Below are 25,563 nucleotides of genomic sequence, written 5' to 3'. Positions count from 1 at the left end.
CTGTAGTCAGGTATTTCATTAATGATAAGCGACCTATTTAGGTCGCTTTGTTTGTAATGGTGAGGTGTGTCTTTTCAACGTCTCTTGGTCATTCATTGCGACAAAAGCTATCTATTGGACTATCTCAATCGATTCCACATCAACCGCACTATCACTGTCGTTTTTATCAATTTCACCTTTGATCTTTATTGTATGGTCGGGGGTTACCGTTTGCCCACGCCATTCGTCATCATCAATTTCGATTGTCATCGAGCCTGTGCTGTCTGTAAATGTATAGAGTTCATTACCAAGCGACATCGTGATTTTTCCGACAACCGTCACGTATGTGCCATCAGATAGCCATGTCGCATCCAAAATATCTTGCACCGTGTTTAAATTGTCTTCGGCGCTTGGTCCTTTGAAGCCACCGCCCGCGGTATTCTGCTGGGCGAATACATTTGTAACAAACAATAATGACATGGCCAATGCGGCAACAGCGCACTTTTTCATACGACCTCCTAAGTAAGGTGTGGTTGATTTATCGAAGACAAACAATCCTCAACAATACTCGGAGAAGTCTAGGTCATAAACAGCGGTTTCTCTAGAAAACTAAAAGTTGTGGCGTTCATAAAAGTGCCAAATGGCTATAGGAAAACCACTTTCACCCACAGAGGATTTGTTGCCTGATTGAGCTTAGGAGTGAACCTTTGTTGATCAAAGCGTTATTGTACTTGTGCCAGTAAGTTGTTTTTTAGCGGGACTTAAGCATGAAATCATAGTCTGTGAATTAATCTCCCTCATCTTAATATTCAGTGTATTAGATTTGTGCAACAAAGCCGCTTTTTGTTTTTGGTGTATAGCCGTGTACGTTTGGTGGACACAAACAAAAAGGACTTAGCTGAAGCAATAGCTAAGTCCTTGTTTTACATGGCGCTCCCGACAGGATTCGAACCTGTGACCTGCCCCTTAGGAGGGGGCCGCGCTATCCAGCTGTGCCACGGGAGCTTAGGGCTTATATTACTCAATTATATGAATAAGTTAAGCCCGTATTCATACTATTAGTTTTGTTTGTGCATTACATCGCCAATCTGAATACTGTTGGCCAACGTTGGCTGATCAACCGTCGCTTCAGCATCACGCTCATAAACGCGTGAGACGGTTAATGTAATGTCGCTGCGGCTGACCTTATTGCGTGGTAAGCCGTTTTGGTCAATGAAGGAACCAGTGTGCCATAGGCGCAGTTGGTCGCCAGCTTGTACGCCGTGTACGCGGCCAAGGTCGATGGTTACTTTGTTGCCGTAGGTGGCCACCACTTCAGGTAGCGTCATCTTGCAGGAAATCTCTGCTTCCAAGTCGAGCATGATATTGCGACTGACTCGTTGCATCATCTCTCCATAGGTGGATGTCCAGAAGCGAGCGCTCTTGGTATCAACTTTACTGGTTTTCGCAAATGGCCATTGGGCAATTTCGCGATAGGTGTGCTGGAAGATCTCGTGGCCAGTTTTGCCATCAAAGATAGCCATGTCCATGGCGAACTGGCGGTTGATGCGATCATCTCTCAATAGGCCACCTGCATCGATTGTCGCAGTGAGATCTTTAATCGCGCCAGTGACAATGTACTGCGCACCAAGATCATCAGCGATCATCTTAATTCGTTCAGGCTGGCGCTTGTTGATTTCGTAACGGGTAGTGCCCACAGAAACGAAGCTGTAAGAGCGCGCGGCAAGCTGCTTGTCGATGACGGCGCTGTAATCTTCACCCAGCTTATAGATCTGACCCATGACCGCTTGCTGCGGATCAACAATGTCGAACATGGCAACGCCAATGGTCTTTTTATATTGCTCTTTATGGCAAGCCTTTGCCGTTGGGTAGATGTCGATACGCGCTTTTACCACCATCTGGTTGCCGCTTACGTATTTGTCGTCGATGACAATGTGACGAACCTCGGAGTCAATGAACTGGTACTGTTCCTTATCGTCTTCTAGCATTGGCGCCAGTGTCGATAGGCTGCCGATGTCGGCGCCAGAGAAGTCGACCGCCTTATATACGGCATCTTCAAGCGCGTAGATCCTTGCCGCCTTTTCAGAGGAGACAATGGTCGACGTGCCCGTGACTTCATACCACTCGGCATAGGCATTACTGGCACTTAATGTCAGCAATGCTGTTGAAATTAAAGAAGAAACGATATTTTTCATACAACCTTTCCAAATGCGGAACAATATTTGCTTACTATTTTCTAGCGAATATTGGAGTGGACTTTCTTATTTAGGACAGAATGAGAAAAGCAAAGATTGTTCCAACCTGAATCAAGGTTGCCATAATTGACCCAATTAATAACTTTTTGGAGAGTGTGAAATGAAAAAGTGGCTACTGATGGCGTCAGTGTTAACGCTGACTGCTTGTGCCTACTCACCAATCTATAACGGTAAAGAGTCGTACTCGGGCAGCAAGTTTATGCTGATGGAGAGTCCTCGTCATACCATGGATTACTTTGTAGAGAGCTTAACGGAAGAGTTGGTGAATTCGAACACCAGTGTGTCATCACGCACGCCGGTTGCCGTGGCTTCTTTTGTTGACTTGCAGAATATGGATGCGACTAACTGGCTGGGTAACTCTGTGTCAGAAGGGTTTATTCATCAGTTGCAGCGTCGCGGCTTTAAGGTGGTGGATTTTAAGACTACAGGCTCCATCCAGGTGACGAGCCAGGGTGACTTTGCACTCAGTCGTGACTGGAAAGATCTTGCCCAAGAGCAGCAAATTCAATTTGTCCTGACTGGTACCATGCTGCGTCAAGAGGGCGGTGTGTTGGTGAACGCTCGTGTGATTGGGATGCAATCGAGAATTGTCGTTGCGTCAGCGCAAGGCTTTTTGCCAGCAGATCGAATTGGCCGTGACCTAGATACGCTTAATCAAATGCGTACTGAAGATGGTGTATTGATTCGTTCAGACCCAACCATGACAACGCCAACGACAGTGATTTTACGCCCATAGGACATAAAGATGAGAGTAATTTTTGCCGCCTTAATCGCGATGGTCATGATTGGTTGTACTCCAATTGGCGCGATGGATCAGAATACGTTGACCGCGGTGGGCTATGCCAGCATCAGTGAGCAGACTGGTCGTAATGATGAAGAGAAGCAAGTTCGCGCAATGCGCGCTTCAAAGATTGATGCGTATCGTGAACTGGCAGAGCAAGTTTATGGCCTGCGCGTGTCAGCAAGAGCGGATCTTCAAGACCAGCGTCTAGGTGTTGAGTCGACGACTGGTGCAGTGGATGGCGTTATCCGCGGAGCAGAAGTTGTACGCAGCTACAAAGTCGGCGACAGCTACGTCACTGAGCTAATACTGGATATTGAAAAAATGGACAGGTTGCGTGATTACGGTGAAATTCGCCGTGTTCCAGAGAAGAAGCGTCAAACCTTGTTCTAATACAGTGGTCTTGCTAAAGGCAGTTGGAATATGACGGGGCGGCAATGTAAACCATTGCCGCCCCGTTTGTTTATGGGTCAAGCCATCGCAATTTGCACCGGGGCGCCAAAAAACAGCATGTCTGAGATGCCAAGCTTGTCGGTGAACTGAATGCCAATCCTAAGTTGACGGCTGCCTAACATCTGGCTACCAAACACCACTTGGCCAGTGTACCTCTTGTTACCGACCTTCACCTCGACGCGTTCCCCTACCATCAGCATTTTTTGACACTCCACACCGATGCCGCCTTTAGATATATCGATAATGTTCATCGTGGTATAGCTTGAAAATAGGCCAGTTTTCCTGATAGAGCCTTTTGCGTAACGCATAGCAAAGCGAGGGTGTTCCCTAAGCTCGCTAGAGGTAATGGCCTCTCGATATTCGGTAAGCGCTTTCATAGTGTAACCCCACGTCCATGTGTTGTGGTAAACGATGACTTTATAAAATCATGATGACATTGACAACATTAGCAACAGGCCTTGCCGGCTGGCTAGTATTGGAATTCAATTTTGTGATCTAATAAATTAAGTAGCGTAAGTATCTAATTAAAAGGCAATATATGGGATTGTGTAAGGTATCAATAAAGCGATAATAGGGTATGAGAATGGTGGTCTATTATCTCAATTTTGTCACTATAGATGTGATTGAAAACACGGTTTCACGATCAGTTTCTATTGATTACGGGTAATTTAAAATCAGCTAATATACCCTACATATAGTAAGCGCTTTCTTTCAGGGAGGGAAGTATAGTGCATTGGCAGAGTATTATTAGAAGAGAGAATGGCTATGCGGTGCTGGCCGTTCTAAGTTTGAGCTTTCTGGCGTGGTATCACTGGGGAATGAACGTCACTCAGCGTATTGACCTTGATGTTCCAGGAATCTCGATGATGAATGATGCCATCAACGGCGGCAACTCTCTCGGACATTTTGTTCAGCGCGATAGCACCTTGAGTTTTACGTGTCAGACTCGCCGCTCCAATACGTTTCCTTTTTGCAGTGTGATGATCCCAACGTCCTCACGAGCAGTGCAAGGGCTGGATTTACGGCGTTTTCACTCTGTGCAAATCAAGCTGTCTTATTCAGAAGCCTCCGATCTTCAGGATTCGGTACTGGTTTATTTGCTTAATGCCGAGCATGATGCAATATCAACCGCGACCATTTCTAGAGCCAATCTGCAAACCATCATTCCTGTTAATCAGCCCACTTATTCCTACTCGCTACCGATTGCCAACTTTTACGTGCCTTCATGGTGGTCATTTTTGCACTCTAAAATTTCTGACCATTCGGCGCGGCTTGATAATGTCACGGACATTCAAATTGCGACTGGCGACAGTCATGCCAGAAAAAACACCACGATAACGGTGCGCTCTGTGGAGTTTGTCGGTAAATGGCTAACGCTATTTGAAGTCCAGTTTGTTCTGGTGGCGGCATGGATGCTTGCCGTCACTGTCGATGTGTTAGTGCGTCTTATTGCTCTCAAACGTTCTCTTCAGGCAAATCAGAATAGAGCGTCACTTCTGGACATGAGTTTAACCCATGCCAATAGAGAGCGGGACAAATACAGAAAACTGGCCTCGCTAGATAAACTCACGGGTCTCTATAACCGTCAAGGTGTCCAGGAGCGTTATTTACAGCGACTGGACATTAAAGAGACACTGTTTTTGATTCTGTTGGATATCGATAACTTCAAACGCATTAACGATACCTACGGACATAACGAAGGGGATGCGATACTGGTGAATCTTGCTACCACGTTGACAGCGCATTTGCGCGAAGATGCGGTAATTGGCCGCTGGGGTGGGGAAGAGTTTGTCGTGATCTGCAGTGCTAAAAACCACACCGTTGCCACTCGGATTGCTGAGCGTCTTCGAAAATCGATTGCCGACAGCCAGTTAAGCCTTTATTTGCCCGTGACGTGCTCGGTAGGGGTAACGAATGTCGATAGGAGTGCCACACTGCAAGACAATCTTGAGCGAGCAGACAAAGCCTTGTATCAGTCCAAAAAAGATGGAAAAAATCGAGTGTCGACGGGGTTTTATCTGGCTGCAGAGCCAATGGCATAGTGAGGATAAAGGTTCAACTCTAAGCGTTCGCTCTAAGCTTTTAGGTTAGTGCCGAGTGTCGATAAGGTATGCGTTTGCCCGCCAGCGTTGTAGGTCATGCCTATTTTGCCGTGGCTTTGCTGCATTAGGTTGTTGAGTTTATTAAAACTTAACTGAGCGCGCTGCAAGCTTTGGCCGTTGATGTCGTTAAGTTGTTGGCAGTCGAGAACGATCGACTTAATGTCGGCCACTTTTTGGGCTAGTGGTGCTTCATCGGTGAGACGGTGAACGTCTTGGTGTTCACTTAAACGTTTATCGGTCTGTTGTAATTGGCCGACTAGCGTCATCTTTTCTTTTGCAATGCGTTCGATCTCGCTGGATTCGCGCGCCGCGATGGCTTTGGTCTCTTCCGCAAGAAGAAGAGACAGGGCTTTTGCGTTTTTGAGTTGGTAGTCAATCAAATCAACAAGTGCTGCCATTACCTGTACCTAAAATTTAGTGAGTCTGCGGACGCGATTATCGTAATCCGCCAAGTTCGTCTTCAAACTTCATCATGTTATCAGCCAGCTTTTCTGCATCAACGGTGTAAGAACCGTTTGCGATCGCGTCTTTGATTGCTGCGACTTTTGCCGAGTCAAAGCTAGGTTGGCTAGCCATTTGCTGATGCATTTGACCAATGGCTTTACCGCCTTGGCTCAATGTGACAGCGTCTTGCTTTGCTGAAGGTTGACCAACTTGAGTTGACGCGCTTTCTTTGCTGGCGTCCGAACGAGCAGGTGCGCGACTTGTCGTCGTTAGCGTCTGTCCAGATCGAATGTTATCAATGCCTGCCATAGTTTCGCCTTATAAAATTGCTCAATATTGCGTTGGTTGTGGCCACGTATTGTAGCCTTGAATGTCACACAATGTATTTGTGTATACCGTCCATATCGACGTGCAAATCAAAATCTTTAGAAAAAAATCAAAAATTAACGGTAATTTCTGCAACACCGGTGACAATTCCCTCAATTATACGCTGAGACTTGTCATTTTTCACTCTTACTTGATCGCCATGAGCGCCATCCGACAGTGCCGTGCCCCTAGTGGAGATGGTCATCTCGCTTTTTACAGCCCGAATCACTACTTTTTCGTTGCGACAAACTACGCAGACATCGTTGCGCTCGATAACATCACCCAGTTTTACGTTGCGCTTAAGTTTAGCACCAACGACACTGTTCATGTCGCTAAAACCGCCACGTCGTGCGCGGTTCTTATCCACCATGGTCATGGAGACATCGTGAGCTTCCACCAAACTGCCGCGAGAGAGTGGCCTTGTCGCCGTCACCAGAGGCATCGAAATAGACATTCTAACCGGCACGTAGATACGCCAGTTATCTTCTGGGCATTCAACCAATACAGTTACATTGCTACTGGTATTTCTCGTTGTCGACGATGAGGTTTCGAGTGGTGAAGGGCAATCAGTTGCATGGATGCGACTGTCTATCCGGCCAGGGGTTGCCACGATTTCACCACCAAGGGGCTGCTCAATGGTCTCTAAAACATGAGCTTGGGCAGCCTTTTGAATGTTTTCTATTTGCTCAGGCGTTGCTGCGTGCGTTAATACGCTAAAGAATATCGCGTGCCAGACGATAAAGAGGCAAAGCCAGTGACACTTTTGCCTAAAAGTGCGGCTGGAAGTATGCAAAAAAGATGTCTTATAATACAGCATTCTGTTTCTCGGATTCTCTGAGGCCGAGATAGACTATCACTTTTTTAGCTTAAAAGTTTGAGATGGAGATGAACTTATGACCGGTATCTTGGATTCGGTGAATCAACGAACTCAGCTAGTAGGTCAAAACCGACTAGAGCTGTTGACCTTTCGTTTGATGGGCCGCCAGCGTTACGGTATTAACGTGTTCAAAGTTAAAGAAGTGCTGCAGTGTCCAAAGCTCACCCGTATGCCTAACCTAAATCCGTTAGTGAAAGGGGTCGCGCACATCCGTGGTCAGACTATTTCAGTGATTGATTTGAGCTTAGCAGTAGGTGGTCGACCAACCACCGATATTGAGAATTGCTTTGTTGTCATTTCCGAGTTTAACCGCAGTGTACAAGGCTTTTTAGTCAGCTCTGTTGAACGCATTATCAACATGCACTGGGAGTCGATTTTGCCGCCTCCAGAAGGTGCTGGTAAAGAAAACTACCTGACTGCCGTCACCAATATTGATAATGAGCTGGTTGAAATTCTTGATGTAGAAAAGATCCTTGCGGAGATTTCACCAGTGCGTGAGGAAATGGATCATCGCATTGTCGAAGAAATTGCTGTGGCAGAGCAGAAAAAGCAGAAGCCAATGGTAAAACGCATTATGATTGCCGATGACTCGGCTGTTGCGAGAAAACAGGTACAACGAGCGATAGAGTCTATTGGCTTTGAAGCCATTTTGGTTAAAGATGGCAAAGAAGCGTACAACAAGCTGGTAGAAATGGCCGCTGAAGGTAACATTCACGACCAAATTTCCCTGCTTATCTCTGATATTGAAATGCCAGAGATGGACGGCTACACGTTAACGGCAGAGGTTCGCCGTCACGCTGAGCTGAAAGATTTGCACATTATCCTTCATACCTCGTTAAGTGGTGTATTTAACCAAGCGATGGTTGAGCGAGTGGGCGCCAATGAGTTTATCGCCAAGTTCAACCCAGAAGAGCTTGGAGGCGCTGTAAAAGCCGCAGTCATCGCTGACTAAAAGTAAAAAATGAGAGCTTGTCGGCTGTGTAAAATGCAGCCTTAAAAAGCAAGCCTTTAGTAAAGTAGTATAGAGAATTGAATGACAGCGATAACCATTAGCGATCAAGAGTATCGTGAATTTAGCCGCTTTTTGGAATCCCAATGCGGCATTGTGCTTGGTGATAGCAAGCAATATTTAGTGCGTAGCCGTTTGAGCCCATTGGTATCAAAGTTTGGTTTAGGCACTTTGTCACAGCTGTTAAAAGAGGTTGTCATTGGACGTAACCGCGAGTTACGCATTGCCGCAGTAGATGCCATGACCACCAACGAGACTTTATGGTTTCGCGATGGTTATCCGTTTACGGTGCTTGCCGATAAGCTCCTACCTGAAGCGGCGGCAAACAAAAGACCAATAAAAATTTGGTCAGCGGCAAGCTCATCAGGCCAAGAGCCGTATTCGATGGCCATGACCATTTTAGAGACGCAAACCAAGAAGCCTGGTTTACTTCCAAATGTGTCGATCACTGCCACGGATATTTCCAATACCATGCTCGACATGTGCCGAGTCGGTGAATATGACAATCTAGCGCTAGGACGCGGATTGTCGCCTGAGCGTCGCCGCGTGTTTTTTGAAGATGCGGGCAACGGTAAGATGAAAGTCAAAGACAACGTCAAGCGTTTGGTCAACTTTAGGCCTCAGAACCTAATGGACTCTTACGCGTTGCTGGGTAAGTTTGACATTATTTTCTGTCGCAACGTATTGATTTACTTCTCGCCGGATATGAAGGCCAAAGTACTCAACCAAATGGCACGTAGCCTAAACCCTGGCGGTTATTTGCTGCTAGGCGCGTCAGAGTCGCTGACGGGTTTGACTGACCAATTTGAAATGGTGCGTTGTAACCCGGGCATTATTTACAAGCTCAAATCCTAACTATTTACGTTAATGGTTACTCCTTCTCAAAGCCTTGGTGTATCACCAAGGCTTTTTTATTTGCTATGCTCACCCATAGCGCCGCTTTGGATGAGCGGTGCGATGACATTCCGAATCATCCAACGCCTTATTGGCGCAGTGTTTGCTAGACAGTTATCGTTATAGCACTCACTAAATCGTCCGCTTGCACGAAAATGAAGGCAATTTTTACATTGGTAAACATTTTTGGCGCGGATATTGCTTTGTAACTATGACAGGCACCTGTTTTTGAACGATGAGGTTTAAATGGCCATCTCTTTTAACAATGCACTAGGCATTCACCAACATACCGTCGGGGTACGTGAAAAGAATGCAGAAGTCATCTCTACCAATATTGCACAGGCAAATACTCCTGGCTTTAAGGCGAAAGGGATGGACTTTGACCGTGCGTTAAAAGCGGCAAGCTCAGGGGCAAGTATTGGTCTTAGTCGCACCGATGGACGGCACATTTCTGCCTCCACCAATGTTTCTGGCGAAGTGTTGTACCGTACGCCGACTCAACCAGATACGGGCGACGGCAATACCGTCGATGTGGATCTAGAGCGAAACTTGTTCATGCAGAACCAATTGCGTCACCAAGCTTCTATTGATTTTCTAGGAAGCAAGTTCAAAAACATGACCAAAGCGATCAAAGGGGAGTAATTTAGATGAGCTTATTTAACGTTTTCAATGTAACGGGTAGCGCGATGAGCGCCGAATCGGTTCGTCTAAACACCACCTCAAGTAACCTCGCCAATGCCGACAGCATTAGTAGTTCAGCGAAAGACACCTACAAGGCACGCCATGCCGTGTTTGGTGCTGAGCTGAGCAAAGCAAAATATAACCGCGACCACACCGTGCCTGTGAAAGTGATGGGCATTGTGGAAAGTGATAAACCACTTAGCGCGGAATACAACCCAGATCATCCATTGGCGAACGATGAAGGCTACATCTACAAGCCGAACGTTAACGTGATGGAAGAGATGGCAAACATGATCTCAGCATCTCGCTCTTACCAGACCAATGTTCAGGTGGCGGATGCGAGTAAGCAGATGCTCATGAGCACACTGCGAATGGGTAAATAGAGATAGGAGATAGCACATGGCTGGAATCAACAATGTTGGTCAAGGCAGTTTATCCTACCTTGACCAATTAAAAAAACTGCAAGATCAAAGCAAGACTGAAGAGAGCACGGGTAAACAGGATCTCAAGCAAGAAGACTTCCTGTCACTACTCACTAAGCAGTTGTCTCAACAGGATCCGTTTAAGCCGGTCAGTAATGACCAAATGATTGCGCAAATGGCGTCGTTCGCGACCGTTGATGGTATTGGCAAAATGAACACTCAGTTCGAAAGCCTTAACTCATCAATGACCTCTAACCAAGCGTTGCAGGCGTCTTCGTTAGTAGGACGTGACGTTCTGGTGCCTGGGGCAGCAGGTATCAAACCTGCTGATGCCGGTATGGCTGCAATGGTGAAGCTGCCGCAATCAATGGATAACGTGCTTGTTCGTGTAGAAAATGAAATGGGTCAATTGGTTCGTTCCTTCGATGTAGGTGCACAGCCTGGTGGCGATGCACGCGTAGAATGGGACGGCAAAGATGATCAAGGTAATCCAATGCCTGCTGGCAAGTACAGAGTGAAAGCTTCTGGCTTGATGGAAGGAGAAAGCCGAGAGTTTGAAGTGTCGACGTACGCCAACGTCAACAGTGTACTTCTTGGTAAAGGCGATGGAAACGTACTGCTCAACCTAGCTGGCTTTGAAAGTCCAGTTCGACTAGCAGAAGTACTGGAAGTCGGCAAAGCATAACCGCTGGTTAGATTAGGAGATTAGGAATGTCATATGTATCTTTAAGCGGTCTATCTGCGGCACAGCTAGATCTGAACACCACCAGTAACAACATTGCCAACGCCAACACATACGGCTTTAAAGAGTCGCGTGCTGAATTTGGTGATGTGTACTCAAACTCTTTGTTCACTAACGCAAAAACCACTCCGGGTGGCGGTGCGCAGGCGAGCAAAGTCGCGCAGCAGTTCCATGAAGGGTCAAGTATTTATACCAACAACCCAATGGATCTTCGTATCAGCGGCACAGGTTTCTTTGCAGTGGCAAAAGATCGCCTTACTCCGCAGCAAAACGAACTGACGCGTAACGGTGCGTTTCACTTAAACAAAGATAACATGCTCGTAACGTCTAACGATGAGTTCCTGCTTGGTTATAAGGTCGATCCAAAAACTGACCAAGTGACTTCTTATGAAGCAGAGCCGATTGAAGTTCGAGCGGAATATGGTGTTCCTGAAGCGACGAAGAACGTTGAACTAGGTGCGAACCTGCCAGCGAGCGCGGAAGAAAACGATCCGACACTGTTTAACTTTAACGATGAAACGTCTTATGACCGTGCAACATCGGTAACAGTGACCGATTCAAAAGGTCAGTCTTACAAGATGACCACCTACTACCTCAAGTCAAGCAACCCAGCCACGCCAAACACTTGGAATGCGTTCTACACACTAACGGATGGTCAGGGTGAAAAGCCACTGAACATTGACGGTGGTGATACGACGGCAGCAAACGGCCACGTGGGTCACTCCATTACATTTAAAAATGATGGCACCTTTAACCAGGTGAATGGTGGCGCGCCAGTGAAAACCGTTGATTTCGCGACCGCAGGTATTGATTTGAACGACGCTGATCCTTCACAGGCAATTAACCTGAAGCTGGGCACACATACATCATTTGCTGCTCCGTTTGAAATCACTAAGCTGGATGAAGATGGCGCGATGCCAGGCTTTTTGACTAAAGTTGATTTTGATGAAGCAGGCAACGTGTTGGGTACTTACTCAAACGGCAAAAACGTGAACCTTGGCCGTGTGGCATTGGTTCGAGTTGCAAACGAGCAAGGCCTTGACAAGAAAGGCGGTACTCAGTGGGATTCGACTTCTGCATCTGGTGAAAAGATCTGGGGTGAATCCAACAAAGGCTCTTTTGGTACCGTTAATAACGGCACCCTTGAGCAGTCGAATATCGACATGACTCAAGAGCTGGTGGATTTGATTTCAGCGCAGCGTAACTTTCAAGCGAACTCTCGTGCATTGGATGTACATAACCAGCTGCAACAAAACATCCTGCAAATTCGTTAATCGGACCTAGCTCGACAATTGATTGACCGCGTGATGGGCGTTTGCCTGTCACGCGGCTTTGTGCGTTTTTTCAGCAATGCTTTGCCGCCCGGTGCCGCGTTGCCGTTTTCCTTTGCCATTGCCGCGCCTGCCGCCCTTGCCGATCTGGCAATTATGCCTATAAAATCTTCCTATATTACTGATAAATATAAATAATATTTTTTGGCACAGAGATTGCTTTAACGCTCTAGTACTTTGAATGTTGGAGCTATCAATGGATCGTGCCCTGTATCTCGCCATGAGCGGAGCGAAGCAAAATATGCAAGCTTTGCAGCTAAGAGCGAACAACCTTGCTAACGCAAGCACACCTGGCTTTCGTGCCGACCTTGCCCAAGCGCGCTCAATGCAAGCGTATGGCGAAGGGTTGCCAAGCCGTGTGTTTAGCATGACAGAGCGTCCAGGCCATAGCTTTGAGCAGGGCAGTGTTGTGACCACAGGTCGTGATCTCGATGTCACCATTGAAGGCCAAGGTTGGATTTCTGTGCTGGATAAAACCGGCAAAGAAGGCCTCACCCGTAACGGCAGTTTGCGTGTTGATCAAAATGGTCTTCTAGCGAACAGCAACGGCCATTTGGTTCTTGGTGAGCGTGGTACACCGATCACGGTGCCAATCCCACTAAGAAAAATCGAAATCGGCCGTGATGGCACGGTATCGGTTATTCCTCAAGACGCGCCAGCAGATGAGATGGAAGTGGTGGATCGAATCAAACTCACCAACACAGATAACCGCTCACTATTCAAAGACACTAACGGTTTGTTCCGCAGCAAAGATCCTGCGCTTGGTTTTGAAGCGTCTGCCGCCGTGCAAGTGATGACCGGCGCGGTTGAGGGCAGTAACGTGAATGCCGTTGGTGAGATGACAAGTTTAATTGATCTGCAGCGTCAGTTTGAGATGCAGGTGAAACTCATGAGCACAGCAGAAGACATGGACAAAGCGTCTGATTCACTGCTTCGCATGGGTTAATTGGTAAGGACATAGGGGAAGAATATGCATCCGGCACTTTGGGTAAGTAAGACTGGCTTAGACGCGCAGCAAACCAATATTTCAACCATCTCAAACAACTTGGCGAACGCCTCAACCGTTGGCTACAAGAAAAGCCGCGCGGTATTTGAAGATCTGTTTTATCAAAACATTAATCAACCTGGTGGTCAGTCATCGCAAAACACAGAGCTGCCAAGTGGCTTAATGTTAGGTGCCGGTTCAAAAGTGGTTGCGACCCAGAAAATCCACACACCAGGCAATGCACAAACCACGACGAACAGTCTAGATATGATGATTGAAGGCGATGGTTTCTTCCAAGTACTGATGCCAGACGGCAACATCGGTTATAGCCGTAATGGTCAGTTCACGTTAAACGATGAAGGCATCATTGTGACGTCGGGTGCAGGTTATGCGCTAGAGCCAGAAATTGCCATTCCAGAAGATGCAATTTCGATTACCGTGGGTACGGATGGTGAAGTGTCAGTACGTGTGCGTGGCCAACAAGATAATCAAGTGGTCGGTAACATCACGACCGTTGATTTTATTAACCCAGGCGGCCTTGAGCCGATTGGTCAAAACCTTTACTTGCCAACGGGCGCCAGTGGCGATCCAAACGAAGGCATTCCAGGTCTTGATGGCTTTGGTAAAATTCGTCAATCAACACTAGAAACATCAAACGTGAACGTGACGGAAGAACTGGTCAACATGATTGAAGCGCAGCGCGTGTATGAAATGAACTCCAAAGTGATCTCGTCAGTTGACAAGATGATGAGCTTTGCTAACCAGCAGCTGTAGCTAGAGGCCTGACTTATGAAAAAACTGTTTTGTATCTCGCTATTGGCTGTGTTGTCTGGTTGTGCGCAGTTTGGCCCGCAAGAAACTGTCGACGAAGTCGCTGATAGCACCACAGCGGTTGATGCCGTCGAGGGTGATCGCTCTCAATCAACTGGCATTGTGGATACGCTACGCGGCCGAACGGATCCGGTTGCTGACGATCCTGCCTGGGCGCCGATTCACCCAAAAAATAAGCCAGAGCATTATGCGGCGGCGACAGGTTCACTGTTTAACACCAATTACGCTCGCGATTGGTATGATGATTCCAAACCACGTGGTATTGGCGACATCATCACTGTCGAGCTGAATGAAGCCACCAAAGCGGCAAAAAGTGCCGATGCCGATTTGTCGAAAGCCAATGACTCATCTATGGAGCCATTGGCGGTGGGTGGTCGTCCGGTGACGATTAACGACTATGACTTCTCTTATGAGCTTAAAAACGACAATAACTTTAAAGGCAATGCATCAGCAAACCAAAGCAACAGCATTTCTGGTTCAATTACCGTTGAAGTCATTGAGGTATTGGCAAATGGCAATCTGGTGATTCGCGGCGAAAAATGGTTAACATTGAATACCGGTGACGAGTACATTCGACTTAGTGGCACCATTCGTCCAGATGACATTGAGTTTGATAACACCATTGCGTCAAATCGTATTTCTAACGCACGAATTCAGTATTCTGGCACTGGAACTCAACAAGATATGCAAGAACCTGGATTCTTGGCACGATTTTTTAATGTCTCCCTATAGGAGTGGATTAATCGAATCGTAAGCGGCAAACCCTCTCCTAAGAGGGTTTGTTTGTTTTTAGGGTAACATCATGAAAAAGTTTACGTTTTTACTATTGGGTTTGTGCTTTGCCGCGGCAAGTGTGCAAGCGGCACGCATCAAGGATGTGTCAGAAGTTGCCGGTGTGCGTAGTAACCAACTGGTGGGTTATGGTCTGGTAACGGGTCTACCAGGTACCGGTGAAAAAACGCCGTTTACCGAGCAGAGCTTTCGTTCAATGCTGGAAAAATTCGGTATTCAAATGCCGATCGGTTTCAAGCCTAAGTTCAAAAACGTGGCCGCGGTGATTGTAACCGCAGAGTTGCCGGCTTTCTCAAAGCCGGGGCAAAAGATTGATGTCACCGTGTCCTCTATCGGCGCGGCAAAAAGCCTCCGCGGCGGCACACTGATGCAAACCTTCATGCAAGGTTTGGATGGTGAGGTTTATGCGGTCGCTCAGGGTAACCTGGTTGTGAGTGGCTTTAGTGCCGAAGGTCTAGATGGCTCAAAGATTGTTGGTAACAACCCAGTTGTAGGTATGATTTCAAGTGGTGCGACGGTCGAACGTGAAGTACCAAGCCCATTTTCTCGCGGTGACTACATCACCTTTAACCTACTAGAGTCAGACTTTACCACTGCACAAAACATGGCGAATGCCATCAATGACTTCTTGGGGCCGCAAATGGCGAACGCATTGGATGCAACTTCGGTACGCGTTCGTGCGCCACGTGACTTAAGCCAGCGCGTTGCCTTCCTATCTGCGGTTGAAAACGTGGAATTTGATACCGCCGACAGCGGCGCAAAAATCATTGTTAACTCTCGAACTGGCACCATCGTTGTGGGTAAACACGTCAAGCTAAAAGCAGCGGCAGTGACTCACGGCGGTATGACGGTCGCCATTAAAGAAAACCTACGTGTTAGTCAGCCTAACGCATTCGCTGGTGGTGAAACGGTGGTTGTGCCTAATTCAGACATTCAAGTGACTGAAGGATCAGGCAAAATGTTTAAGTTTGAGCCGGGTTTAACACTGGATGATTTGGTGCGTGCGGTGAATGAAGTAGGCGCGGCGCCATCGGATCTCATGGCTATCCTACAAGCGTTAAAACAAGCAGGCGCTATCGAAGGCCAGCTGATCGTAATCTAGGAGCGCTAACATGATGAAAAATCCCAACGATATCGGATTTATTCACGATATCGGTAGCCTAGACAAACTTCGTCAGCAAGCTGTCAGCGGTAAAGAAGGGGACGATGACGCAGCGCTGAAAGCGGCAGCGCGTCAGTTCGAGTCAATCTTTACCACCATGATGCTTAAGTCGATGCGTGATGCGAATACCCATTTCGAGTCAGACTTATCCATGAACCAAAACAACCAGTTTTATCGTCAAATGCTCGATGAACAGATGTCGAGTGAGCTAAGCGCGAATGGCTCTCTTGGGCTTGCGGACATGATTGTTGCTCAGCTTGGTGCGGCACGTGCGCCTGAAGCTCAATCGGCAAGCAATCATGAACTTCGTGTGCGCAATGAGTCGTTTGATTTGCCAGAGCGTGAAGCCAAGTACGATGAAGCTAAGGCGCGTCGTACAGCTGCAGCATTGGGACTTGATGGAACAAGAACGAACGCCAAACAAGTCGATTTTGCAACGCCAGAGACTTTTGTGAGCTCACTGAAACCTTACGCCGATCGCGCCGCGAGTTCTTTGGGTGTGGACTCTTCACTCCTTCTAGCGCAAGCGGCACTGGAAACGGGCTGGGGACAAAAAGTGGTCAACAATAGCCAAGGTAGCAGTAACAACCTGTTCAACATCAAAGCAGATCGCAGTTGGGGTGGTGATAAGGTGGCAACGCAAACTCTGGAATACCACCAAAATGTGCCAGTGCAAGAGCGTGCTGCATTCCGCTCTTATCGCACCTATGAAGATAGCTTTAATGACTATGTGCAGTTCTTGAATGAAAACCCACGCTACCAATCGGCACTAAATCGCAGTGAAGGCTCTGAGTCATTCATTCGTGATATTCATCAAGCAGGTTACGCCACCGACCCAAGCTATGCCGATAAGGTACTTAGGGTTAAAAAGCAGATTGATGACATGGCGCTTTAGTTGTCATCAAGATTCTAATTACCATCGCTCGGCATCTTTGCCGAGCGATGTCGTTTCTAGCTTAAGAAAACGGTCGTTCATCGGTCGTTTTTTATCCATAAAAACATTCGCTTCCGGCATTTTCTAGCAACTGGCATACATGTTGCATTTTAACTATCAACGACGGGCAAATCATGATGATTATTGCCCGATTTTGAGGTTTTTGGGGGCGATATGGCGTCAGATCTTCTGAACTTAGGGTCACAAAGTGTACTCACAGCTCAGAGACAGTTAACCACGACTGGTCATAACATTTCTAATGCAAATACAGATGGTTACAGCCGTCAATCTGTAGTTCAGGGTACCAGTGACCCTAGGCAGTTTGGTGGGCAAACCTACGGTATGGGTGTGCATGTGGAAAATGTTCGCCGCTCTTGGGATCAGTTTGCCGTCAAAGAGCTCAATATGGCCACCACTCAGATGAATTTTCGCAATGAGAGCTTGTCCAATCTCGATTTGTTGTCGGGCATGCTGTCATCGGTGGCGTCGAAAAAAATTCCAGAAAACCTTAATGACTGGTTTGATTCAGTCAAAACGCTTGCCGATACACCGAATGATATTGGTGCTCGTACTGTGGTGCTTGAAAAGGCGGATTTGATTCGTCAAACCATGAACAACTTTCACGAATCGATGCGTCAGCAAGCCGATACCGCCAACAAAAAGTTGGATATGGGTATTGAGCGTGTTAACCAGCTTGCTCATGAGATCCGCGACGTTCATCGTCTAATGGTGAGAACACCAGGGCCGCACATTGATTTGATGGATAAGCACGAGCTGCTTATCAAAGAGCTATCGGAGTACACCAAAGTAACGGTGACACCTAAGGCTCAATCAGAAGGGTTTAATGTTCACATTGGCAATGGCCACACTCTAGTCTCTGGCACGGAAGCAAGCCAATTGAAGATGATCGACGGCTCGCCCGACGTTCACCAAAGACGCTTAGCCATGGTCGAAGGCAAGGGGATCAAACCAATCAAAGCCGATGACATTGGCGGTAAGATCGAAGGGATGTTGGATCTGCGTGATAAAGAGATCCCATTCATTATGGACGAGTTAGGTAAGCTCGCCACCGCGTTCTCTTTTGAAGTCAACAAGTTGCAAAATCAAGGTTTGGATCTTAATGGTCAAGTGGGTGCCGACATTTTCGTTGACGTAAATAGCGAAGTGATTGCCAAATCACGAGTGGTGACTGCGCCAAACTCTAAAGCCGATATGGCGGTATACATTGCCGATACGAGCGAACTGCAAGGCGGTGAATACGAGCTGCGATTTGATGGCAATAACTACTTGGTCACCAAACCAAATGGTGAAAAGCAAACCGTGGACGTGAATGTTAGCTCGGGTGCGTTTTATCTAGATGGCATGCTGGTCAACATCAAAAACGCCCCTGAAGTAGGTGAGCAAGTCCTGCTAAGACCTACGCGAAATGGCGCTGCGACGATGAAAATGGCGACCGATGATCCAAAAACTATCGCTGCAAACAGCTTTGAGGCTTCTTCTACACGTGCTCAAGGTAACGCTAAATTTACCATTCTTGGCGCAGGCCAACTTCGTGAGTTCGAAGTCCATGTATCGCCAACCGGGAAAGAATTTGCAGTCACGGATAAGCAAGGCAATGTATTACTGACGCCTCAGCTATATCCGCCAACCGATCCTGTTACCATCTTGGGCACGACCTTTGAGCTGACTGATGGCGCGCTACCCAACGACCGGTTTGCCGCAAACCTAAACCCAGCGCAAGGTGATAACGGTAACCTTCGCAAAATGATCAACATTCAAACAGACAAAACGTTGAATGGTGGTAACTCGACGGTAATCGATGTTTATCACAATCTAAATACCGAGGTTGGCCTGAAAGCGTCTACGGCAACTCGATTGCAAGAAGTGGCCAATCTTGAACACGAATCGGCGAAAAGCCGTATCGCGTCCATCTCTGGGGTAAACCTAGATGAAGAAGCGGCAAATATGATGAAGTTTCAGCAGGCGTATATGGCCTCATCACGCGTGATGCAGGCGGCCAATGAAACCTTCGATACCATTTTGGCATTGCGATAGGAGGTAATGGAACATGATGAATCGCATTTCTAGTTTTCATAACTATCAAACTGTTCAAAATGACCTGCGTCGTCAGGAAAATAAAATTCACCACAACCAGGCGCAGCTAGCGTCAGGTAAACAGCTACAAAAGCCTGCGGATGATCCGCTAGCGGTGCACTACCTGCAGAAAGTGGGTCAGCAAACCGAACAGCTAAACCAGCATACTGACTCAATCGTGCTGTCTCGTAACCGTCTAGAGCATCAAGAAGTGATGCTGCGTGAAACCGAGCAATTTGCCGACCACGCCAAGCGCTTAACCATGGAAGCGATCAACGGTGCGCTGTCGCCACAAGACCGCGAAGCTAAGGCGCGCCAAATTGAAGAGTTGGCGGTGAACTTTTTGGCACTAGCAAACACGCAAGATGAATCCGGCAACTACACGTTTGCAGGTACTAAGAGTCGTACTCAGCCGTTTTTTGTTGATAGCAATGGCAAGATGTCGTACGCCGGTGATGACTACCAACGCAAGATGCGTATTTCAAACAGCATGGAAATTGCGACCAGCGATCCTGGCAGCAAGCTGTTTATGGAAATTGAAAACCCATTTGGCGACTATTCAGCAAACTATCAGCTGCAAAATGCTTCAGAGCTGCTATTGCAACGAGCCACCAACAGTAACGCCAGTGATGAGAGCCGCTACAAAGTGACTTTTGTCGATATGGGCAATGATAGCTTTGGCTATCAGCTAGAGCGCGATGGCGCAGTGGTGAAAGCGGACGACTACGATCCGAAAACTGGTGTTGAGTTCGAAGGGTTGAACATTCGCGTTCGAGGTCAAATCACGCCGGGTGATGCCATTGAGCTTGAACCACAAAAAACCTTTAGTGTTTTCGATACGTTTCGCGATGCCATTGTCGGAATGGATAACGATGTCGCCGATGCCAGTGCCAGTGCTGAGCTGCATCAAGCCACAGAGCAATTTCATACTGCGTTTATGCATTTGACTAAGGCGCGCACTGATACCGGCGCAAGGCTCGGGACATTAGATATTCAAGAGGCGCAGCATGAAGATTTCAAAATCTCGCTAGCGCGCTCGAAAAGCAATTTTGAGGATCTGGATTACTCAAAAGCGGTGATTGAATTTGAAGAGAATTCAAGAGCGCTGCAAGCCTCGCAGCTTGCGTTTGGTAAGACCAAAGATCTGACTTTATTTAACTATTTATAATTCTTCGCTTTGTGTTCTCGGTTGCCCTATGTGCCAAGCCTTAGGAGCAGGAATGCAAAGTTAAGAGCGGCAAAACAGCGTACAGCCACATTGCCACTCTTATCAATAAGTTTCCCAGAATGCATCTGTGTGATGAATGCTATGGGTTTAACTTATTGATTGTTAATAACTTAAGCGAAACATGATTCAGGTTCCAAAACTTGGCACGTGATTTGTATTAACTAAATTGAACCACTGTGCTTTGCCGTTTTGGCAGGGCTCAGGCAGAGAATTTGAACAGATACTCCATCTGATACGGGGTATCAGGTGGATGTAGACGGTCAGTCGTTGCCAACGGCTATCTGGCCGCTTCGCAATCCAACTTGAAGCGCTTGCGAACTCATTTAGGAGAGCAAAATGGCAATTACAGTAAGTACTAACGTTTCTGCGATGACCGCGCAGCGTTATCTCAATAAGTCTTCGAATGACTTAAATACGTCGATGGAACGTTTGTCATCAGGCCACAAAATTAACAGTGCCAAAGACGATGCAGCGGGTCTGCAAATTTCTAACCGCCTAACTGCGCAGTCTCGTGGTTTGGACGTGGCAATGCGAAACGCTAACGATGGTATCTCGATTGCACAAACGGCAGAAGGGGCGATGAATGAGTCGACCAATATTCTGCAGCGTATGCGTGATCTCGCGATTCAATCGTCAAACGGCACTAACTCGCCATCAGAGCGTCAGGCTATCAATGAAGAGTCGACAGCTCTGCAAGCGGAACTAAACCGTATTGCAGAAACCACCTCGTTTGGTGGTCGTCGCTTGCTTAACGGCTCGTTTGGCGATGCATCATTCCAAATCGGTGCTAATTCTGGTGAAGCCATGATCATGGGCCTAACTAGCATCCGTGCTGACGACTTCCGTATGGGCGGCACCACGTTTACTGCAGCGAATGCAAAAGATTCAAGCTGGTCGGTAGCACCGAATGCCGCTGACTTAAAATTCGAGTTCACCACGAAAGCGGGTGAAGCGGTAACCGTAGACATTGCTGCGAAAGCGGGTGATGACATCGAGCAGCTAGCGACCTACATCAATGGTCAGTCTGACTTGGTAAATGCATCGGTGGGTGATAACGGTGAGCTGCAAATCTTTATCGCGGAGCCAGACTTAGAAGGAGATGTAACGATCTCTGGTGGCCTTGCGTCGGACTTAGATCTGACTAACACTGGACTGCAAACCACGGTACAAGATATTGACATGACCACGGTAGCCGGCTCGCAAAACGCTATCTCGGTACTCGATTCAGCGCTTAAGTATGTCGACGCGCAGCGTGCAGACCTTGGTGCGAAGCAAAACCGTCTGAGTCACAGTATTAATAACTTGGCGAACATCCAAGAAAACGTTGAAGCGTCGAATAGCCGCATCAAGGATACCGATTTCGCTAAAGAGACAACCGCTATGACCAAGAACCAGATCCTGCAACAAGCAGGTACCTCGATTCTTGCTCAAGCGAAACAGTTGCCTAACTCTGCGATGTCTCTACTACAATAGTAAGACATCCAGATAAAGCAGAAGATACCTAGCCAGACGTGGCGCAATTATCTTAATGCTTGGCAAGCATACCTTGTGAAAGTGTTGGGGCTCTCTCTCTCAACCTGCCCTGATACGGCCATGAGGTATGTCGGAACGCCGGATTGTGTTCATTTCTCTTGATCTCCACACAGGCCATGGCTTCCATCCAGCCCCAGTTCTCTCAAAGGAATAGGGGCTTTTTCTTTTTTGTGTTACCAGAAATCTGTTTATCCACTCAACCTTTTGCCACCTCAACCTCTTCCATTCCGTACTCTCTAAGCCAATTTTAAAGCGAAAAATCTGATTGTTTCGGCCGCCAATGAGAGATCTTTAGCACTTTTTTTGCAATCTATTGCTGTTTGCTCATTTCGTAATCAAACGGATGTTTTATTTAAATTTTTTCCGTTTTTTCCTAAAGGTTTTTTTCACCGTGTCGTTAAAAGATTAACTTTGAGAGAACTACTTGGTTTTCCGAGACGTCGGAAACCGCTACACCGGAAAATCAATTGGAGAAACAACATGGCAGTGAATGTAAATACAAACGTATCAGCGATGACAGCGCAGCGTTACCTAAACAACGCAAACCAATCTCAGCAAGCGTCAATGGAGCGTTTAGCTTCAGGTCATAAAATCAACAGCGCGAAAGACGACGCTGCGGGTCTACAAATCTCTAACCGTTTGAACGTACAAAGCCGTGGTCTTGATGTTGCTGTTCGTAACGCTAACGATGGTATCTCAATCGCACAAACCGCTGAAGGTGCGATGAACGAGACCACCAACATCTTGCAACGTATGCGTGACCTATCACTTCAATCATCAAACGGCTCTAACTCAAAAGCTGAGCGTGTTGCGATTCAAGAAGAAGTGACAGCGCTAAATGACGAGCTAAACCGTATCGCAGAAACCACGTCTTTCGGTGGTAACAAGCTACTTAACGGCACACACGGTACTAAGTCATTCCAAATTGGTGCTGACAACGGTGAAGCGGTTATGCTGAGCCTACGTGATATGCGCTCTGACAACGCACAAATGGGTGGCACTAGCTACCAAGCTGCTAACGCGAAAGACAAAGACTGGAGCGTAGCGGCAGGTGCTAACGACCTAACGATTGATCTAACAGACAGCTTTGGCGACGCACAATCTATCACCATCAACGCGAAAGAAGGTGATGACGTTGAGCAACTAGCGACGTACATCAATGGTCAAACTGACATGGTGAAAGCGTCTGTTGACCAAGATGGTAAGCTACAAGTATTCGCTGGTAACAACAAAGTTGATGGCGCAGTGGCATTCTCTGGTGGTCTAGCAAGTGACTTAGACATGCAAGCAGGCCAAGCGGTGACAGTAGACACGATTGATGTAACATCTGTTGGCGGCGCGCAAGAATCGGTTGCTATCCTAGACTCAGCTCTAAAATACGTGGACAGCCACCGTGCAGAGCTTGGTGCATTCCAAAACCGTTTCAACCACGCAATCAACAACTTGGATAACATCAACGAGAACGTGAACGCGTCGAAGAGCCGTATCAAAGATACTGACTTCGCGAAAGAAACGACGGCGATGACTAAGAACCAAATCCTATCGCAAGCATCAAGCTCAATCTTGGCGCAAGCGAAACAGGCGCCAAACGCGGCACTTAGCCTACTGGGTTAATCAAATACCTAACCAGTTATACAAACCAGAGCTTCGGCTCTGGTTTTTTTTCGCCCTTTTAACGCTCCCATGATTTCTCCCAGCCTTAGTCATTTTCTACTGTCAATACACCTGGCTTATCACGATCAAACTCACATTTATTCAATCAATTGAATTTGCGATAAAAAAAACACATTTTTTTTCTAAAGCTTCTAAATGAATCGCCGTTACAGGGATTGAGAGAAATGAAATCAGATGTGCCAACGTGAGGTGAGAGACACAGAGGCCATCTACCCCTAAATGCCTAAGGAGATCAATATGGCAATTAATGTAAACACTAACGTGTCTGCAATGACCGCCCAGCGTTATCTGAATACCGCTGCGGAAGGTACACAAAAATCAATGGAGCGTTTGTCTTCTGGCTATAAAATCAACAGCGCAAAAGATGACGCTGCGGGTCTACAGATTTCTAACCGTTTGACGTCGCAAAGCCGCGGTCTAGATATGGCGGTGAAAAATGCGAATGATGGTATTTCTATCGCGCAAACTGCAGAAGGTGCGATGAACGAGACCACCAATATCCTGCAACGTATGCGTGACCTATCGCTTCAATCTTCTAACGGCTCAAACTCAAAGTCAGAGCGTGTTGCTATTCAAGAAGAAGTAACAGCGCTTAACGACGAACTTAACCGTATCGCAGAAACTACCTCTTTCGGTGGTAACCGTCTTCTTAACGGTACTTACGGCACACAATCTTTCCAAATCGGTGCCGACTCTGGTGAAGCTGTAATGCTTTCTATGGGTAACTTACGTTCTGATACAGCTGAAATGGGTGGTAAGAGCTACGGTTCAACAGTCAGCGCAGACGCAGATTGGGCTGTTGGCACAGGTGCTAACCTGACGATGTCTTACACCAACAAACAAGGCGACGCTGTTAGCTTGGATATCACCGCAAAAGAAGGTGATGACATCGAGCAGCTAGCGACGTACATCAATGGTCAAAGTGAAGATGTGAAAGCGTCTGTTGGCGATGATGGCAAACTGCAGCTTTACGCTTCAACGCAAAAAGTAACGGGCGATGTGACGTTTGGTGGCTCTCTAGCATCTGATCTTAGCATCGGCGCGGGTCAAGATGTGACAGTGAAAGATATCGATGTAACATCGGTAGCTGGCGCTCAAGAAGCGGTTGCAGTGCTTGATGGCGCACTTAAGAGTGTTGACTCTCAGCGTGCTGAACTTGGTGCTTTCCAAAACCGTTTCAACCACGCAATCAACAACCTTAGCAACATCAACGAGAACGTGAATGCGTCAAACAGCCGCATTAAAGACACGGACTACGCAAAAGAGACGACGTCTATGACTAAGAATCAAATCTTGCAACAAGCAAGTACATCGATTCTTGCTCAAGCTAAACAGTCTCCATCGGCGGCACTTAGCCTACTAGGCTAATTTCGTCGTAGACCTTAGGCAGGTTGGTTGGCGGTAACATCCCTTTACCGTCAACTTCCAATTTCAATGTTATTGCTCAACAAGAAGTACCTTTGTTGGAGTTGGACAATACGAGGTTAGAAACGGGAGAGCGAGAATGGACATTTCATCCTACGCATCGAACCTTCAGCCTTTTGCCTCATCGAGTGGCACAGAACTTGCTTCAAAAAATACTAAAGATGCCGCCTCGCAACAGCTAACGATCGAGAATAAAGAGAAATCTCAGTCGGTTGACGAGGTCAATAAAACCGAGACGCCGGAGCTGACTAACAAGAAAGTCACCGAAGTCATTCAACGCATTGCCAACGAGCGACAGCAACTTAATGATGTTGAGCGCGAGAAAATGGTCGAGCGACTGGATAAATTTTTAAGCGACATGAATACGGGATTAGCGTTTAGTGTCGACGAAGAATCTGGACGCAACATTTTCACGGTGTATGCCAAGGAAACGGGGGATGTGATCCGCCAGTTTCCGGATGAAGAACTGCTCGACGTTTTACGCCGCATCGAACAGCATGGCTCGTTAACCATAGACATGCTGGTGTAATGCCTGACTCAATTGAGTTCAGGTGGGTATAGATTTGAAG

The 25,563-nt window shown here is 47.1% G+C and carries 27 protein-coding genes and 1 tRNA gene; 21 read left to right on the top strand and 7 right to left on the bottom strand.

The features are described from left to right. Positions 1-111: 111 nt before the first annotated feature. The 3 genes from PG915_RS12235 to PG915_RS12225 form a co-directional block, all read right to left on the bottom strand. Positions 112-489, bottom strand: coding sequence for a YgiW/YdeI family stress tolerance OB fold protein (locus PG915_RS12235; RefSeq protein ID WP_353496766.1), 378 nt, complete (start codon positions 487-489; stop codon positions 112-114). A gap of 418 nt (positions 490-907) precedes the next feature. Beyond that, positions 908-984 (bottom strand) — tRNA-Arg (locus PG915_RS12230). A gap of 53 nt (positions 985-1,037) precedes the next feature. Continuing rightward, entirely contained in the window at positions 1,038-2,174 is a 1,137-nt protein-coding gene (locus PG915_RS12225; RefSeq protein WP_353496765.1) for a flagellar assembly protein FlgT, read from the bottom strand. Between the two features lie 160 nt (positions 2,175-2,334). Between PG915_RS12225 and PG915_RS12220 the strand changes: the two genes are divergently transcribed. Further along, positions 2,335-2,970, top strand: coding sequence for a FlgO family outer membrane protein (locus PG915_RS12220; protein WP_353496764.1), 636 nt, complete (start codon positions 2,335-2,337; stop codon positions 2,968-2,970). A gap of 9 nt (positions 2,971-2,979) precedes the next feature. Continuing rightward, complete coding sequence (locus PG915_RS12215) at positions 2,980-3,408, top strand: LPP20 family lipoprotein (RefSeq protein ID WP_338165006.1); 429 nt, start codon at positions 2,980-2,982, stop codon at positions 3,406-3,408. A gap of 77 nt (positions 3,409-3,485) precedes the next feature. On the opposite strand, the gene PG915_RS12210 is transcribed toward PG915_RS12215, so the two are convergent. Continuing rightward, positions 3,486-3,845: a PilZ domain-containing protein gene (locus PG915_RS12210; protein WP_353496763.1), complete on the bottom strand. Its 360-nt coding sequence runs from the start codon at positions 3,843-3,845 to the stop codon at positions 3,486-3,488. A 351-nt stretch (positions 3,846-4,196) separates the two neighbouring features. Here PG915_RS12210 and PG915_RS12205 point away from each other — a divergent pair, with 351 nt between their 5' ends. After that, positions 4,197-5,510 (top strand): GGDEF domain-containing protein, encoded by a 1,314-nt coding sequence (locus PG915_RS12205; protein ID WP_353496762.1) that lies wholly within the window; start codon positions 4,197-4,199, stop codon positions 5,508-5,510. Between the two features lie 32 nt (positions 5,511-5,542). Here PG915_RS12205 and PG915_RS12200 read toward each other — a convergent pair whose 3' ends face one another. The 3 genes from PG915_RS12200 to flgA all read right to left on the bottom strand — a co-directional run bounded on the left by PG915_RS12200 (position 5,543) and on the right by flgA (position 7,197). Further along, positions 5,543-5,968 carry a flagella synthesis protein FlgN gene (locus PG915_RS12200; protein ID WP_042496979.1) on the bottom strand — a complete coding sequence of 142 codons (426 nt, stop codon included), beginning with the start codon at positions 5,966-5,968 and terminating at the stop codon, positions 5,543-5,545. Between the two features lie 37 nt (positions 5,969-6,005). Further along, the gene (gene flgM, locus PG915_RS12195) at positions 6,006-6,323 is read right to left on the bottom strand and encodes a flagellar biosynthesis anti-sigma factor FlgM (RefSeq protein ID WP_353496761.1); all 318 of its coding nucleotides are present in this window, start codon (positions 6,321-6,323) and stop codon (positions 6,006-6,008) included. Between the two features lie 127 nt (positions 6,324-6,450). Further along, a complete protein-coding gene (flgA, locus tag PG915_RS12190) occupies positions 6,451-7,197 on the bottom strand; it encodes a flagellar basal body P-ring formation chaperone FlgA (RefSeq protein WP_353496760.1) in 747 nt (248 codons plus the stop codon). A 76-nt stretch (positions 7,198-7,273) separates the two neighbouring features. On the opposite strand from flgA, the gene PG915_RS12185 reads away from it, so the two are divergent. From PG915_RS12185 to PG915_RS12100, 18 genes are all read left to right on the top strand, one after another. Further along, a complete protein-coding gene (locus PG915_RS12185; RefSeq protein WP_042496983.1) occupies positions 7,274-8,209 on the top strand; it encodes a chemotaxis protein CheV in 936 nt (311 codons plus the stop codon). A gap of 81 nt (positions 8,210-8,290) precedes the next feature. After that, positions 8,291-9,121 carry a CheR family methyltransferase gene (locus PG915_RS12180; RefSeq protein WP_353496759.1) on the top strand — a complete coding sequence of 277 codons (831 nt, stop codon included), beginning with the start codon at positions 8,291-8,293 and terminating at the stop codon, positions 9,119-9,121. Positions 9,122-9,406: 285 nt separating this feature from the next. Further along, on the top strand, positions 9,407-9,802 hold the full coding sequence (flgB, locus tag PG915_RS12175) for a flagellar basal body rod protein FlgB (RefSeq protein ID WP_042496988.1): 396 nt from the start codon (positions 9,407-9,409) through the stop codon (positions 9,800-9,802). Between the two features lie 5 nt (positions 9,803-9,807). Beyond that, a complete protein-coding gene (gene flgC, locus PG915_RS12170) occupies positions 9,808-10,224 on the top strand; it encodes a flagellar basal body rod protein FlgC (RefSeq protein WP_042496991.1) in 417 nt (138 codons plus the stop codon). A 16-nt stretch (positions 10,225-10,240) separates the two neighbouring features. Further along, a complete protein-coding gene (flgD, locus tag PG915_RS12165; RefSeq protein ID WP_353496758.1) occupies positions 10,241-10,948 on the top strand; it encodes a flagellar hook assembly protein FlgD in 708 nt (235 codons plus the stop codon). 26 nt (positions 10,949-10,974) lie between these two features. Further along, complete coding sequence (gene flgE, locus PG915_RS12160; protein ID WP_353496757.1) at positions 10,975-12,279, top strand: flagellar hook protein FlgE; 1,305 nt, start codon at positions 10,975-10,977, stop codon at positions 12,277-12,279. Positions 12,280-12,297: 18 nt separating this feature from the next. Continuing rightward, positions 12,298-12,474, top strand: coding sequence for a hypothetical protein (locus tag PG915_RS12155; protein WP_353496756.1), 177 nt, complete (start codon positions 12,298-12,300; stop codon positions 12,472-12,474). Positions 12,475-12,532: 58 nt separating this feature from the next. Further along, entirely contained in the window at positions 12,533-13,282 is a 750-nt protein-coding gene (flgF, locus tag PG915_RS12150; protein WP_353496755.1) for a flagellar basal-body rod protein FlgF, read from the top strand. A gap of 24 nt (positions 13,283-13,306) precedes the next feature. Continuing rightward, on the top strand, positions 13,307-14,095 hold the full coding sequence (gene flgG, locus PG915_RS12145) for a flagellar basal-body rod protein FlgG (RefSeq protein WP_112462175.1): 789 nt from the start codon (positions 13,307-13,309) through the stop codon (positions 14,093-14,095). Positions 14,096-14,110: 15 nt separating this feature from the next. Then, positions 14,111-14,884, top strand: a complete 774-nt coding sequence (flgH, locus tag PG915_RS12140) for a flagellar basal body L-ring protein FlgH (protein ID WP_353496754.1) — start codon at positions 14,111-14,113, stop codon at positions 14,882-14,884. A 70-nt stretch (positions 14,885-14,954) separates the two neighbouring features. Continuing rightward, positions 14,955-16,046, top strand: coding sequence for a flagellar basal body P-ring protein FlgI (locus PG915_RS12135; RefSeq protein WP_338164992.1), 1,092 nt, complete (start codon positions 14,955-14,957; stop codon positions 16,044-16,046). A 10-nt stretch (positions 16,047-16,056) separates the two neighbouring features. Further along, the gene (gene flgJ / locus PG915_RS12130; protein WP_353496753.1) at positions 16,057-17,001 is read left to right on the top strand and encodes a flagellar assembly peptidoglycan hydrolase FlgJ; all 945 of its coding nucleotides are present in this window, start codon (positions 16,057-16,059) and stop codon (positions 16,999-17,001) included. A gap of 213 nt (positions 17,002-17,214) precedes the next feature. Further along, positions 17,215-19,095, top strand: a complete 1,881-nt coding sequence (gene flgK, locus PG915_RS12125) for a flagellar hook-associated protein FlgK (protein WP_353496752.1) — start codon at positions 17,215-17,217, stop codon at positions 19,093-19,095. Positions 19,096-19,108: 13 nt separating this feature from the next. After that, on the top strand, positions 19,109-20,302 hold the full coding sequence (flgL, locus tag PG915_RS12120; RefSeq protein WP_353496751.1) for a flagellar hook-associated protein FlgL: 1,194 nt from the start codon (positions 19,109-19,111) through the stop codon (positions 20,300-20,302). 396 nt (positions 20,303-20,698) lie between these two features. Then, positions 20,699-21,835 carry a flagellin gene (locus PG915_RS12115; RefSeq protein ID WP_353496750.1) on the top strand — a complete coding sequence of 379 codons (1,137 nt, stop codon included), beginning with the start codon at positions 20,699-20,701 and terminating at the stop codon, positions 21,833-21,835. A 540-nt stretch (positions 21,836-22,375) separates the two neighbouring features. Further along, entirely contained in the window at positions 22,376-23,509 is a 1,134-nt protein-coding gene (locus PG915_RS12110; RefSeq protein ID WP_353496749.1) for a flagellin, read from the top strand. Positions 23,510-23,806: 297 nt separating this feature from the next. After that, positions 23,807-24,937 (top strand): flagellin, encoded by a 1,131-nt coding sequence (locus PG915_RS12105; RefSeq protein ID WP_353496748.1) that lies wholly within the window; start codon positions 23,807-23,809, stop codon positions 24,935-24,937. Positions 24,938-25,073: 136 nt separating this feature from the next. After that, positions 25,074-25,523, top strand: coding sequence for a flagellar protein FlaG (locus PG915_RS12100; protein WP_353496747.1), 450 nt, complete (start codon positions 25,074-25,076; stop codon positions 25,521-25,523). Positions 25,524-25,563: the final 40 nt, after the last annotated feature.

The sequence above is a fragment of the Vibrio sp. CB1-14 genome (assembly GCF_040412085.2).
In the GTDB taxonomy this organism is placed as follows: domain Bacteria; phylum Pseudomonadota; class Gammaproteobacteria; order Enterobacterales; family Vibrionaceae; genus Vibrio; species Vibrio chaetopteri.
Note: the sequence above shows the minus strand (reverse complement) of the source record. Positions and strands in the feature narration are given on the sequence as shown.

Excerpts from the sequence above, each read along its gene's own strand:
- PG915_RS12185 (WP_042496983.1), top strand. The coding sequence starts at position 7,274 with ATGACCGGTATCTTGGATTCGGTGAATCAACGAACTCAGCTAGTAGGT.
- PG915_RS12215 (WP_338165006.1), top strand. The coding sequence starts at position 2,980 with ATGAGAGTAATTTTTGCCGCCTTAATCGCGATGGTCATGATTGGTTGT.
- PG915_RS12235 (WP_353496766.1), bottom strand. The coding sequence starts at position 489 with ATGAAAAAGTGCGCTGTTGCCGCATTGGCCATGTCATTATTGTTTGTT.
- PG915_RS12225 (WP_353496765.1), bottom strand. The coding sequence starts at position 2,174 with ATGAAAAATATCGTTTCTTCTTTAATTTCAACAGCATTGCTGACATTA.
- PG915_RS12100 (WP_353496747.1), top strand. The coding sequence starts at position 25,074 with ATGGACATTTCATCCTACGCATCGAACCTTCAGCCTTTTGCCTCATCG.
- PG915_RS12220 (WP_353496764.1), top strand. The coding sequence starts at position 2,335 with ATGAAAAAGTGGCTACTGATGGCGTCAGTGTTAACGCTGACTGCTTGT.
- flgD (WP_353496758.1), top strand. The coding sequence starts at position 10,241 with ATGGCTGGAATCAACAATGTTGGTCAAGGCAGTTTATCCTACCTTGAC.
- PG915_RS12180 (WP_353496759.1), top strand. The coding sequence starts at position 8,291 with ATGACAGCGATAACCATTAGCGATCAAGAGTATCGTGAATTTAGCCGC.
- PG915_RS12210 (WP_353496763.1), bottom strand. The coding sequence starts at position 3,845 with ATGAAAGCGCTTACCGAATATCGAGAGGCCATTACCTCTAGCGAGCTT.
- flgK (WP_353496752.1), top strand. The coding sequence starts at position 17,215 with ATGGCGTCAGATCTTCTGAACTTAGGGTCACAAAGTGTACTCACAGCT.
- PG915_RS12135 (WP_338164992.1), top strand. The coding sequence starts at position 14,955 with ATGAAAAAGTTTACGTTTTTACTATTGGGTTTGTGCTTTGCCGCGGCA.
- flgF (WP_353496755.1), top strand. The coding sequence starts at position 12,533 with ATGGATCGTGCCCTGTATCTCGCCATGAGCGGAGCGAAGCAAAATATG.
- flgA (WP_353496760.1), bottom strand. The coding sequence starts at position 7,197 with ATGCTGTATTATAAGACATCTTTTTTGCATACTTCCAGCCGCACTTTT.
- flgH (WP_353496754.1), top strand. The coding sequence starts at position 14,111 with ATGAAAAAACTGTTTTGTATCTCGCTATTGGCTGTGTTGTCTGGTTGT.
- flgC (WP_042496991.1), top strand. The coding sequence starts at position 9,808 with ATGAGCTTATTTAACGTTTTCAATGTAACGGGTAGCGCGATGAGCGCC.
- PG915_RS12105 (WP_353496748.1), top strand. The coding sequence starts at position 23,807 with ATGGCAATTAATGTAAACACTAACGTGTCTGCAATGACCGCCCAGCGT.
- flgE (WP_353496757.1), top strand. The coding sequence starts at position 10,975 with ATGTCATATGTATCTTTAAGCGGTCTATCTGCGGCACAGCTAGATCTG.
- PG915_RS12110 (WP_353496749.1), top strand. The coding sequence starts at position 22,376 with ATGGCAGTGAATGTAAATACAAACGTATCAGCGATGACAGCGCAGCGT.
- flgL (WP_353496751.1), top strand. The coding sequence starts at position 19,109 with ATGATGAATCGCATTTCTAGTTTTCATAACTATCAAACTGTTCAAAAT.
- PG915_RS12200 (WP_042496979.1), bottom strand. The coding sequence starts at position 5,968 with ATGGCAGCACTTGTTGATTTGATTGACTACCAACTCAAAAACGCAAAA.
- flgG (WP_112462175.1), top strand. The coding sequence starts at position 13,307 with ATGCATCCGGCACTTTGGGTAAGTAAGACTGGCTTAGACGCGCAGCAA.
- flgM (WP_353496761.1), bottom strand. The coding sequence starts at position 6,323 with ATGGCAGGCATTGATAACATTCGATCTGGACAGACGCTAACGACGACA.
- flgB (WP_042496988.1), top strand. The coding sequence starts at position 9,407 with ATGGCCATCTCTTTTAACAATGCACTAGGCATTCACCAACATACCGTC.
- flgJ (WP_353496753.1), top strand. The coding sequence starts at position 16,057 with ATGATGAAAAATCCCAACGATATCGGATTTATTCACGATATCGGTAGC.
- PG915_RS12115 (WP_353496750.1), top strand. The coding sequence starts at position 20,699 with ATGGCAATTACAGTAAGTACTAACGTTTCTGCGATGACCGCGCAGCGT.